This window comes from Atlantibacter sp. (assembly GCF_032062175.1).
Lineage (GTDB): Bacteria > Pseudomonadota > Gammaproteobacteria > Enterobacterales > Enterobacteriaceae > Atlantibacter.
Genome location: NZ_DAMBQK010000021.1, coordinates 78203 through 90109 on the forward strand (window position 1 = coordinate 78203; position 11907 = coordinate 90109).

Below are 11907 nucleotides of genomic sequence, written 5' to 3' on the forward strand. Positions count from 1 at the left end.
AACAGTTATTTCACGCAGCTGGCGCACTGCGAAGACTGGATTTGCGCGAAGAAGTCGTTGCCTTTGTCATCCACCAGGATAAATGCCGGGAAATCTTCCACTTCGATCTTCCAGATGGCTTCCATACCCAGTTCCGGGTATTCGACGCATTCCAGGCTCTTGATGCTGCTTTGCGCCAGCACCGCCGCCGGGCCGCCGATGCTGCCGAGGTAGAAACCGCCGTGCTTATGGCAGGCATCGGTAACCTGCTGGCTGCGGTTGCCCTTCGCCAGCATGATCATGCTGCCGCCGTTGGCTTGTAGCAGGTCGACATAGGAATCCATACGCCCTGCGGTGGTTGGGCCAAGCGAACCGGACGCATAGCCTTCCGGCGTTTTGGCCGGGCCGGCGTAATAGATGGGGTGATCCTTCACGTACTGCGGCAGCCCTTCGCCGTTGTCGATACGCTCTTTGAGTTTGGCGTGGGCGATGTCGCGCGCCACGATGATGGTGCCGGAGAGCGACAGACGGGTCGACACCGGATACTGCGAGAGTTGGGCCAGAATGTCGTTCATCGGGCGGTTGAGATCCACACGCACCGCTTCGCCTTCGCCAGCGCGTTGCAGTTCTTTCGGAATGTACTTACCTGGGTTGTTTTCCAGTTTTTCGATCCAGATGCCCTGACGGTTGATTTTGGCTTTGATATTGCGGTCTGCCGAGCAGGAAACGCCCATGCCCACCGGGCAGGACGCACCGTGGCGCGGCAGGCGTACGACGCGGATATCGTGGGCGAAATACTTGCCGCCGAACTGCGCGCCGAGGCCGAGTTTCTGGGCTTCTTCCAGCAGCTCTTTTTCAAGCTGGATGTCCCGGAACGCCTGGCCGTGCTCGTTACCTTCGGTCGGCAGGCCGTCGTAATATTTGGTGGATGCCAGCTTCACGGTTTTCAGGGTGGATTCCGCTGAAGTGCCGCCGATGACAAAGGCAATGTGGTACGGCGGGCAGGCTGCGGTGCCCAGGCTGCGCATTTTCTCCACCAGCCAGTTTTTTAGCTTGCCGGGGCTGAGCAGCGCTTTGGTTTCCTGATACAGATAGGTTTTATTGGCTGAGCCGCCGCCTTTGGCGATGCACAGGAATTTATACTCGTCGCCGTCCACGCTATAGAGGTCGATTTGCGCCGGTAAGTTAGTACCGGTATTCACCTCTTTATACATATCCAGCGCGGCGTTCTGGGAGTAGCGCAGGTTATCTTCGATGTAGGTGTTGTAAACGCCGTGTGCCAGCGCCGCTTCATCCCCGCCGCCCGTCCAGACGCGCTGGCCTTTTTTCCCGACAATGATTGCGGTGCCGGTGTCCTGGCAGGTCGGCAGAATGCCTTTGGCGGCGATTTCCGAGTTGCGCAGGAATTGCAGTGCCACGTACTTGTCGTTTTCGCTGGCTTCCGGGTCGGCCAGGATATCCGCCACCTGCTGTTGATGAGCCGGGCGCAGCATAAACGAGGCATCATGAAAAGCATGTTGCGCCAGCAGGGTCAGAGCCTGCGGGTCGACTTTAACGATTTCCTGGCCTTCGAATTCGCTGACGCTGACGTGATCGGTGCTCAACAGATAGTATTCGGTTTCTTCCTTTTTGAGCGGAAAGGGGTCCTGATAATGGAAGGGTTTGTTTGACATTGTTCTCTCACTGACAGCCTAAGTTTAACTATTATTCATTCAGCACATTGTCCATGTGCCGTGTGCAAAAGCGAGTTCAGACATGCTACACAATTTTTTAACAAAAACTGAGACAAAGACGACTTTTTACCATCCGGGGTTACTTCACCACGGATTGTTGGTTTAATACAGCAAGTTAATTTCACCTAGTTACAGGGCTTAATCATGCAAAAACTCATTAACTCAGTGCAAAACTATGCCTGGGGTAGCCAAACTGCGCTGACGGAGCTATATGGCATCGCCAATCCTGAAAACCTGCCGATGGCAGAACTGTGGATGGGCGCGCACCCGAAAAGCAGTTCAAAGATTGAGGGCCAGGACGGCAATCTTCATGCATTGCGTGACGTGATTGATGCGGATAAGTCCACTCTGTTAGGCGACGCGGTGGCGCAACGCTTTGGCGAACTGCCGTTCCTGTTTAAGGTTCTGTGCGCTGACCAGCCGCTGTCGATTCAGGTCCACCCTAATAAGCAGGCATCGGAAGAAGGCTTCGCCAGGGAAAACGCGGCGGGTATTCCGCTGGACGCCCCGGTGCGTAACTACAAGGATCCCAACCACAAGCCGGAACTGGTGTTCGCGTTAACGCCCTTTTTAGCCATGAACGCGTTCCGCGAATTTTCTGACATTATCGCCCTGCTGCAACCGGTCGCGGGCGCGCATACCGCTATCGCCCACTTCCTTGAAAAACCCTGTGAAGAGCGGTTAAGCCAACTGTTCGCCAGTTTGCTGAATATGGAAGGCGAGAAAAAATCCCGGGCGTTGGCGATCCTGAAAGCGGCGCTGAACAGCCAGCAAGGCGAACCCTGGCAGACTATCCGCGTGATTTCGGAATTTTACCCGGACGACAGCGGCCTGTTCTCGCCGCTGCTGCTGAATGTGGTGAAACTCAAGCCCGGCGAAGCCATGTTCCTGTTCGCAGAAACCCCGCACGCCTACTTAAAAGGCGTGGCGCTGGAAGTGATGGCCAACTCGGATAATGTGCTGCGTGCCGGTTTAACGCCGAAATACATCGACATCCCGGAACTGGTGGCGAACGTGAAATTCGCCCCGCGCGCCGCCGATACTCTGCTGACCACGCCGACGCGCGATGGCAACACGCTGGACTTCCCAATCCCGGTTGATGATTTCGCCTTCTCGTTGCATGACCTGACCGCCGAGCCCTCTAACCTGAGCCAGCAAAGCGCCGCCATCCTGTTCTGTGTAGAAGGTGAAGCGACGATCGACAAAGAGAGCCAGACGCTGACGCTTAAACCCGGCGAATCCGCTTTTATCAGCGCCGCCGACTCGCCTGTGGCTATTCACGGTGCAGGTCGTTTAGCGCGCGTTTATAATAAGCTCAACTAAGTTACTGATCTTTTAGAAATGCATTGCTAAGCTTTATCCAGCATGTCATTCATCACGCCAGACGATGAGAACCGTCTGGTTTTATTTTTTTAGGGATAAACGATTATGAAAAAATCTCTGGTTGCCGTAGGTGTGATTGTCGCACTGGGTGTGGTGTGGACCGGCGCGTCCTGGTACACCGGCAAACAACTTGAATCACGGATTGCAAACATGGTCGCTAACGCCAACAGCGAGCTGAAACGCAGCGCGCCGCAGGCAGGCGTGGAACTGGGCTATCAAAACTATCATCGTGGCGTGTTCTCCAGCCAGCTGCAACTGGTGGTTAAACCCATCGAAGGTGTCGAAAACCCGCTGCTTAAGCCGGGCCAGAATGTGGTGTTTAATGAGGACGTGAGCCATGGTCCTTTCCCCCTCGCCCAGTTGAAAAAGCTCAATCTGATCCCGTCGATGGCGTCGGTTCGCACCACGCTGGTCAACAACGAGGCTTCTAAGCCGCTGTTCGATATGACCAAAGGACAGTCGGTATTCGATTCCCAGACCCGCGTAGGCTACAACGGCAGCACCGCCTCTGAGATCACCCTGGCGGCGCTGAACTACGAAAACGCGGAAGAGAAAGTGGCGTTCAGCGGCGGCACCTTTACTCTCGATGCCGATGGCGAAGGTAATGAAATCAGCCTGAAAGGCGATGCGCAAAGTGGCCTGGTCAGCGCGGTGAACGAGTACGGCCAGCGGGTGCAGATGACCTTCAACGGTCTGAAATCCGATGGTTCCAGCAAACTGACTGAATTTGACGAGCGCGTCGGCGCACAGAAATTGTCCGTTGAGAAATTTGCCGTGGCGGTGGAAGGCAAAGAGATGGCGGTGATCGATGGGCTGCATCTGGACGCGAAATCCGACGTCGGTCAGGACAAGAAAAAAATCGATAGCGAAATAAACTATGTGATGGACGCGCTTAAGGTTCAAAACCAGAACCTGGGCAGCGGCAAACTCACCGTTAAAATCGGCGGCATTGACGGCCAGGCGTGGCATCAGTTCAGCCAGCAATATAACGGCCAAATCCAGGGTCTGTTGACCGATCCTGCCGTTAAGGACAACCCTGCGCTTTATCAGCAGAAGGCGTTAGAAATCCTGATGGCGAACGTCCCGTTGCTGCTCAAAGGCGACCCGGTGGTTACCGTGGCCCCGCTGAGCTGGAAAAACGATAAGGGCGAGAGTTCCTTCAACCTGTCGCTGTTCCTGAAAGATCCGTCGGCCAATACCACACCAGCCACCACGCCGGAACAGCAACTCGACCGTTTGGTGAAATCGCTGGATAGCAAGCTGGTGATCCCGGTGGATATGGCAACCGAATTTATGACCCAGATTGCCCGCCTGGAAGGGTATCAGGAAGATCAGGCTGAGAAGCTGGCGTCCCAGCAAGTGAAAGGCCTGGCGGCGATGGGACAGATGTTCCGTATCACCTCGATGGAAGACAATAATATTGTCTCCAGCCTGCAATACGGTAACGGCCAGGTTACGCTGAACGGGCAAAAAATGCCGCTGGCGGACTTTGTCGGCATGTTCGGCTTAGCGGGTAATGCCGTACCGGTACCCGTTCCGGTTCCGGTGCCCGTCCCGGTCCCTGCCCCGGCGACACCGCCTGCGGCCGTACCGCAGCAGTAACTGCACAAATGATGGGGGCCGATAAGTAGTTGAACTGTTCGGTTATCATGCAAAAATCCGTAATTTCGATGAAATTACGGATTTTTAGCTTTAGCGCATGAAACATTCACTTTACCCTATCGCACGATCGTTCCACGAATCCTTGTAAATAATATTTCCATCCATATATTTCCATGTAATTATTTCATAGCGAAATTCCAGGTCTTCAAGGTGTGTACTGCTCATTCCGCGTGGGTGCAAATTTGGGGTAATTGCAGTGATTTTGCCGTTTTCCAGGATAATATTAAAATATTCAACCTCTACCCCTGCATCGTTAATATGATACATTTTTAATGTCGCTGACTTTAGTGTTCGCCCCTCGCAGAGGGCACGAAACAGTAAAGGCGTCGTTTTATCAAACTCCTTCTGTGCTTTTATTGGTGTATGAAGTCTGGTTCCTGTTTGTTTTCCTGTGTTATGATCTGTAGGTAACCATACATGATGATTAACAGAGCGTAATTCAATAGAGCCAAGGCGAGTTGGCATCAAACAGGAACCTATAATGGGCGAGCCATTTTCATCGGTTAACCATAGGTATGCTGGACATGACATATTTTATAAGCCTCTAGTTACTTCCTATATTTAAACCAAAGAAAAACATGAACAATAATAATAAATAAAATAAACAACCCCGTGAGGTTAATTGCAATGTCAGGGAGGAATACAACAGCCAGCATAGCAAAAATAACAACTAACAATATTACTACCCCCCCCATAAGAAAAGCATGACTTCTTCTTTTAACCACTTTTTAAAAAAGCCCATAGAATCACCTTGTCAGCTTAACAATTAAATCAACAAGTTCGTCATCCGATATCAACATCGGATTTAGATACGGACTTCTTGTAATAATGGGTTCAATAAGAAAATACATCATTTCAAGATTGTGCTCATACAAAGCGCTATAATAAAATGCATTAAATTTATACAAATTGTTCGCACTATCTGCAGCCTCCTGAACTAAACCATACATGTTTAAAGCAATGGCTACCGAGGTTACCCCCCCCCCCTTCAAAACAGTTGTTCTTGCGCAACTGATACGCCCATTTACAATGGTGTTAAAACTATAACTTTGACAAATCATAGTCGCAACAGTGCCAATGAGTAATCTATTAGTCAATCCTGCTGAAGAGATATGAACACCAGCGCCAACGAGTTTTCTAATGATGTTTTGAACTCGCCCTTCCTTTTTATTCTTAAAGTGTATTTCTATATATATTCGTACCATTTCAAAAATAACATTTCGATCCTTTACTAACTGGACAAGGCCAGCAATAAACCTTATGTCTTCTTGCTTGAGTCTGGAACAGACATCCTGATAATTATCCATAAAACAAGAGAAATAATATGACGCACGAGTCAATCCATTCTCCATTTGATTGAGTGTGTTAATAAAGTTATCTCTTACTCCTCTTAGTGCATCTTCTAATTTAAGTGCCAGAATTTTTTCAGCTTCTATAGACGTAATCAATGATTCGCTATAATACATAACCAAATCCTTTTTTGATAATCCTTCATGTACAAACTAAGAATAACAGGTTATCTTCACTAGCGATTTTTTCATAAAAAAATGGCTTTTTCTTTTTAATGGCTCACAGATTTAAGTGAGATAAATATGTGTTTATAATTAAACTATACAGGTCAAGGTAATTAAGATGACTTCTGTTAGCTCCTGCCGGGATCCTAAGTTGATTAGCTGCTGACAGTCATCGGAAAATATCAAAAGCCAGCAGGTTACCTTACCTGCTGGCTTTTTTACCGAGCACGCAGCTCACTTTATTTACGTTTAATCAGCCTTCCTGCCAGAACACGGTGCCGTTGTACTTCATCACTGTGTTCAATCCGTTGCGCCATACGCTCCGCGACTTCATGCCCCATCTCCTGGGCCGGAAGCGTCATCCAGGTCACCGGAATATCTTCCAGCTTATCGTCCGATAATTCGGTAAACGCCCCGAGTGCCACGCTGCGATCGAAATAGCTTTCCAGCCCGGATTCGCCGCTTTGCAGGCCCGCCCGCATCAGGCCGAACCAGGCACCCAGCGCGATGGTACTGTTATGGCAAATCACAGCGCTGATAGTGGGATTGTGGCGCAGCAGCGCAGTGATGGCCTCCGCCGCCTGCTTCTGGCTGTTTTCACACTCCACCACCCATTCGCTGTGAAAAGGCAATCCGTATTGCAGCAGGGTGGCGCAATACCCTCCGAGCCGTTCGGCGCGGGTGAGCGAGCCGCTGTTCCCCCCCAGCCAGGCGATACGCTGATGCCCCTGCTTGATCAGATGCTCGGTGAGCATTTGCGCGGCCTGGAGATTGTCGGGGCGCAGCGTGTCGGCTTCATCGAGATAGCTGGCGCGCGAGGCGAAGACCAGCGGGATGTCTTTTTGCTGCGCCTTTTCGCGCAATTCTGCACCCATTCCGGCTGCGCCTGCGATGATCACCCCGTCCACGCCCTGATTCAGTAACGTTTCAAAGCAGTGCAGCATCTGCTGGCCGTCGCGCCCGCTCTGGCTGAGCAGCAGCATGCGGCCCTGGCGTTCGAGGGCATCGGTCAGCCCGGCAATCAGTTGCGCATAGAACGGATGGCAGACGTCCCGGGCAATCAGGCCAATCACCCCGCTTTGCCCGCCGCGCAGGGCCGAGGCTTGCCGGTTGCGTACAAACCCTAATTTCTCCACGGCCTCGTTGACCCGCTGCCCGGTCGCCGCCGAGATGCGGCCTTTGCCGCTGAGAACCAGAGAAACGGTGCTAACCGAGACGCCTGCCGCCAGCGCCACGTCGTTAATGGTAATTTTCTTTTCCTGCGTCATCCGGCAGGCGCTCCTGAACAGTCGATAAAACGTTTTATCAATATCGGAATATTATAAATATTTCCCGATAAGAAATTGTGACTGGCTGCTCATTAAAATTTGATAAAACGTTTTATCTTGCGCTGCATCATCAAAACCCTGGCGTTTAACAAGGAGCCGCTATGGCGACATCAGCCACCCCAAAAATTACCCTGTGGGAATTCTTTCAACAGTTGGGCAAGACGTTTATGTTGCCCGTCGCCCTGCTTTCGTTTTGCGGCATTATGCTGGGGATCGGCAGTTCCCTGAGTAGCCACGATGTCACCACGCTGATCCCGTTCCTGGGTAATCCGGTTTTACAATCCATTTTTGTGTGGATGAGCAAAATCGGGTCTTTTGCGTTTAGCTTCCTGCCAGTGATGTTTTGTATCGCTATTCCGTTAGGGCTGGCGCGCGAAAACAAAGGCGTTGCCGCCTTCGCTGGTTTCGTCGGCTTTGCGGTAATGAACCTGGCGGTGAACTTTTGGCTGACGGCGAAAGGCATTCTGCCCACCAGCGATCCGGCGATCCTGAAGGCCAATAATATTCAGAGCATCCTCGGCATTCAGTCTATCGACACCGGGATTCTGGGCGCGGTCATCGCCGGGGTCATTGTCTGGCTGCTGCACGAGCGTTTTCATAGCGTGCGTCTGCCGGATGCGCTGGCCTTTTTCGGCGGCACCCGCTTTGTGCCGATCGTGACCACCTTTGTGATGGGCCTGGTCGGCCTGGTTGTGCCGTTGATTTGGCCGTTCTTCGCCATGGGAATTAACGGGCTGGGCCATATTATCAACAGCGCCGGGGATTTCGGCCCGATGCTGTTCGGCACCGGCGAGCGCCTGCTGCTGCCGTTCGGCTTGCAGCACATTCTGGTGGCGTTGATTCGCTTTACCGATGCCGGCGGCACCATGGACGTCTGCGGCCATACAGTGAGCGGCGCGCTGACGATTTTCCAGGCGCAGTTGAGCTGCCCGGAAACGCACGGTTTCTCGGAGAGCGCGACCCGCTTCCTGTCCCAGGGTAAAATGCCGGCGTTTTTAGGCGGATTACCAGGTGCAGCACTGGCGATGTATCATTGCGCGCGCCCGGAAAACCGCCACAAAATTAAAGGACTGCTGATTTCCGGCGTGATTGCCTGTGTTGTTGGCGGTACCACCGAACCGCTGGAATTCCTGTTCCTGTTTGTTGCCCCGCTGCTGTACTTAATCCACGCGCTGCTGACTGGTCTGGGCTTTACCCTGATGGCGGTGCTGGGGGTAACTATCGGCAATACCGACGGTAACGTTATCGACTTTGTGGTGTTTGGCATTCTGCATGGCCTGTCCACCAAATGGTATATGGTACCGGTGGTGGCTGCCGTGTGGTTCGTGGCCTATTACGCGATTTTCCGCTTCGCCATCACCCGCTGGAATATCAACACGCCGGGCCGCGATATTGAAACCGCTAACGTGCAGGAAAAAATGCAGGCCGGCGCGCCGGGGAAATCGGGCTATAACGTACCGGCCATTCTGGCGGCGCTGGGCGGCGCGGATAATATTGTCTCCCTCGACAACTGTATTACCCGCCTGCGCCTGTCGGTGAAAGATATGTCACTGGTGGATACCGAGGCGCTAAAAGCCAACCGCGCTATTGGCGTGGTAAAACTTAATCAGCATAATTTACAGGTCGTTATTGGTACGCAGGTCCAGTCCGTGAAAGATGAGATGGCCGGCCTGATGAATATGGTCGAAGCATAACGTGAAATGCCCTTTCGCTGCGCGAAGGGGCATTGCCAGAGGAAGGACTATGTTTGATTTTTCTACGCCGGTCGATCGGCACGGCACCTGGTGTACGCAATGGGATTATGTCGCCGACCGCTTCGGCGCCGCCGACCTACTGCCGTTCACTATCTCTGATATGGATTTCCCCACCGCGCCCTGCATCCTCGATGCGCTAAGCCAGCGTATCGGCCACGGTGTTTTCGGCTACAGCCGCTGGAAGCATGACGATTTTCTTTCCGCCATCAGTCACTGGTTTGTCACGCGCTTTGACGCGCGGGTCGATAATGACGCCATCGTCTATGGCCCCTCGGTCATTTATATGGCGTCGGAGATGATTCGCCAGTGGTCTCAACCGGGCGAGGCGGTACTTATCCATACTCCGGCTTATGACGCTTTTTATAAGGCTATCGTGGGCAACCAGCGCCAGGTGCTGGCCGCGCCGCTGCAAAAAACCGCTAACGACTGGCACTGCGATATGCAGCAGCTTGACGCGCTGCTGGCGCGCCCGGAATGCAAAATCATGCTGCTGTGCAGCCCGCATAACCCCACCGGCAAAGTGTGGAGCCGGGATGAACTCGTGTTTATGGCGCAACTGTGCGCCCGCCACGGTGTGCGGGTCATCAGTGATGAAATCCATATGGACATGGTGTGGCGCGATCGCCGCCATATTCCCTGGAGCGAAGTCGGCGGCGATCGCTACGCGCTATTCACCTCAGGCTCGAAAAGCTTCAATATCCCCGCGCTGACTGGCGCATGGGGGATCATTACCGATGCTACGGATCGCGACGCGTATCTCTCGGCCCTGAAAGGCCGCGATGGGCTCTCTTCCCCGGCGGTGCTGGCGGTTGCCGCGCATATTGCCGCCTACCGCGACGGCGCGCCCTGGCTCGACGCATTGCGCCGCTATCTTGAACAGAATATGCAGTACATCGCGCAACGGCTGAACCGCGCTTTTCCACAACTCACCTGGCAGCCGCCTGAAGCGACGTATCTGGCATGGATTGATTTACGTGCCTTGCAGATTGATGACGCCCGGTTGCAAAAAAACCTGATCGAACAACAGAAAGTCGCCATTATGCGCGGCGATACTTACGGCGACGAGGGCCGGGGTTTTGTGCGGCTCAACGCCGGTTGCCCTCGCGTGAAGCTGGAAAAAGGCGTTGAGGGGTTAATTAATGCGATACGCGCCTGCATGGCATAACGCCATTATGGTATTGTGTCGCCGCAAAACGTCTGCGGAGGCAATATCGTAAAGTTATGCGTAAAACAACCTGGATACTTATCGCCGTCGCCATTGTGGTGTGGGCAGCCAGTCAGGCTGGTTGGATCTAACCAAACCCGGGAAACCGGGTTTTTTATAGGCTAACGGCAGGTTGTTGCGCAACAACCGGTCATCTGATGCGCAAATAACAGAATGTTGCGTGCATGGCTGGCGACAAAGCCTTTATAATAAAATGCACTTTATTCAAAAAACGCGTGGTTCGACCACGCAAATCCAAAAAGAGTGCAACTATGATTGATACCACCCTGCCGTTAACCGACCTGCATCGCCACCTCGACGGCAATATTCGCCCGGAAACCATTCTTGACCTCGGGCTGCAATACAACCTTCCCCTGCCTTCACGCACCCTTGAAGGATTACGACCGCACGTTCAGGTGATCGAAACTGAACCCGACCTGGTCAGCTTTTTAAGCAAACTCGACTGGGGCGTCAAAGTCCTCGGTTCACTCGATGCCTGCCGCCGTGTGGCGCGTGAAAACGTCGAAGATGCCGCGCGTCAGGGTCTGCATTACGTCGAGCTGCGTTTTTCCCCCTGGTATATGGCAATGAACCACAATCTGCCGGTAGCTGGCGTGGTGGAAGCGGTGATCGACGGCGTACGCCAGGGCTCCCGCGAATACGGTGTCGAAGTACGTTTAATCGGCATTCTGAGCCGCACATTTGGCGAGACCGCCTGCCTGAACGAACTGGATGCCCTACTGGCGCATCGCGATCGTATTACCGCGCTGGATTTAGCAGGCGATGAACTCGGCTTTCCGGGGAGCCTGTTTTTGAATCACTTTAATCGCGGCCGCGACGCGGGCTGGCGTATTACAGTCCATGCGGGCGAGGCCGCCGGTCCAGAAAGCATCTGGCAGGCGATTCGTGAACTGGGTGCCGAGCGTATTGGCCACGGCGTGAAGGCCATCGAAGATCCCGCGCTGATGGATTTCCTCGCGGAACAGAAAATCGGCATTGAATCCTGCCTGACCTCCAATATCCAGACCAGCACCGTACCGTCGCTGGAGGCGCATCCCCTAAAACGCTTCCTTGAGCACGGGATTCTGGCGACGATTAACACCGACGATCCGGGCGTTCAGGGCGTAGATATTATTCATGAATACCAGATTGCCGCCGTTCAGGCCGGGCTGACGCTTGACCAGATGCGTACCGCCCAGCGTAATGGGCTGGAAATCGCGTTCCTGTCGGAAAGCGAAAAACAGGCCATACGGGATAAGATTGCTAAAGCCTAATAAATATCCTCCGGCATAGCCGTAATGCCGATCAGTTAAGGATCGGTTGACCGATCCGGCAGTTGTGCAAAAATCC

Annotated in this window: 9 protein-coding genes; 5 read left to right on the top strand and 4 right to left on the bottom strand. The window is 53.2% G+C overall.

Going from position 1 to position 11907, the window contains the following annotated elements:
- Positions 1–5 precede the first annotated feature (5 nt).
- Entirely contained in the window at positions 6–1652 is a 1647-nt protein-coding gene (gene fumA, locus RT120_RS17050) for a class I fumarate hydratase FumA (protein ID WP_312984460.1), read from the bottom strand.
- 204 nt (positions 1653–1856) lie between these two features.
- Here fumA and manA point away from each other — a divergent pair, with 204 nt between their 5' ends.
- Both manA and RT120_RS17060 read left to right on the top strand, forming a co-directional pair.
- A complete protein-coding gene (gene manA, locus RT120_RS17055; protein WP_312984462.1) occupies positions 1857–3035 on the top strand; it encodes a mannose-6-phosphate isomerase in 1179 nt (392 codons plus the stop codon).
- 105 nt (positions 3036–3140) lie between these two features.
- Positions 3141–4697, top strand: coding sequence for a YdgA family protein (locus RT120_RS17060; RefSeq protein WP_312984464.1), 1557 nt, complete (start codon positions 3141–3143; stop codon positions 4695–4697).
- A gap of 111 nt (positions 4698–4808) precedes the next feature.
- Here RT120_RS17060 and RT120_RS17065 read toward each other — a convergent pair whose 3' ends face one another.
- The 3 genes from RT120_RS17065 to RT120_RS17075 form a co-directional block, all read right to left on the bottom strand.
- The gene (locus RT120_RS17065) at positions 4809–5288 is read right to left on the bottom strand and encodes a type VI secretion system tube protein TssD (RefSeq protein ID WP_312984466.1); all 480 of its coding nucleotides are present in this window, start codon (positions 5286–5288) and stop codon (positions 4809–4811) included.
- Between the two features lie 215 nt (positions 5289–5503).
- Positions 5504–6223 carry a hypothetical protein gene (locus RT120_RS17070; protein WP_312984468.1) on the bottom strand — a complete coding sequence of 240 codons (720 nt, stop codon included), beginning with the start codon at positions 6221–6223 and terminating at the stop codon, positions 5504–5506.
- 287 nt (positions 6224–6510) lie between these two features.
- The gene (locus tag RT120_RS17075) at positions 6511–7539 is read right to left on the bottom strand and encodes a Mal regulon transcriptional regulator MalI (protein ID WP_312984470.1); all 1029 of its coding nucleotides are present in this window, start codon (positions 7537–7539) and stop codon (positions 6511–6513) included.
- 161 nt (positions 7540–7700) lie between these two features.
- Here RT120_RS17075 and malX point away from each other — a divergent pair, with 161 nt between their 5' ends.
- The 3 genes from malX to add all read left to right on the top strand — a co-directional run bounded on the left by malX (position 7701) and on the right by add (position 11831).
- Positions 7701–9293, top strand: a complete 1593-nt coding sequence (malX, locus tag RT120_RS17080) for a maltose/glucose-specific PTS transporter subunit IIBC (RefSeq protein ID WP_312984472.1) — start codon at positions 7701–7703, stop codon at positions 9291–9293.
- 49 nt (positions 9294–9342) lie between these two features.
- Positions 9343–10518, top strand: coding sequence for a MalY/PatB family protein (locus tag RT120_RS17085; RefSeq protein ID WP_312984473.1), 1176 nt, complete (start codon positions 9343–9345; stop codon positions 10516–10518).
- Positions 10519–10829: 311 nt separating this feature from the next.
- A complete protein-coding gene (gene add / locus RT120_RS17090; protein ID WP_312984475.1) occupies positions 10830–11831 on the top strand; it encodes an adenosine deaminase in 1002 nt (333 codons plus the stop codon).
- Positions 11832–11907 lie beyond the last annotated feature (76 nt).

Bases quoted from the DNA above. Each gene is read 5' to 3' on its own strand.
- fumA (WP_312984460.1), bottom strand. From the start codon at position 1,652: ATGTCAAACAAACCCTTCCATTATCAGGACCCCTTTCCGCTCAAAAAG.
- manA (WP_312984462.1), top strand. From the start codon at position 1,857: ATGCAAAAACTCATTAACTCAGTGCAAAACTATGCCTGGGGTAGCCAA.
- RT120_RS17060 (WP_312984464.1), top strand. From the start codon at position 3,141: ATGAAAAAATCTCTGGTTGCCGTAGGTGTGATTGTCGCACTGGGTGTG.
- RT120_RS17065 (WP_312984466.1), bottom strand. From the start codon at position 5,288: ATGTCATGTCCAGCATACCTATGGTTAACCGATGAAAATGGCTCGCCC.
- RT120_RS17070 (WP_312984468.1), bottom strand. From the start codon at position 6,223: ATGTATTATAGCGAATCATTGATTACGTCTATAGAAGCTGAAAAAATT.
- RT120_RS17075 (WP_312984470.1), bottom strand. From the start codon at position 7,539: ATGACGCAGGAAAAGAAAATTACCATTAACGACGTGGCGCTGGCGGCA.
- malX (WP_312984472.1), top strand. From the start codon at position 7,701: ATGGCGACATCAGCCACCCCAAAAATTACCCTGTGGGAATTCTTTCAA.
- RT120_RS17085 (WP_312984473.1), top strand. From the start codon at position 9,343: ATGTTTGATTTTTCTACGCCGGTCGATCGGCACGGCACCTGGTGTACG.
- add (WP_312984475.1), top strand. From the start codon at position 10,830: ATGATTGATACCACCCTGCCGTTAACCGACCTGCATCGCCACCTCGAC.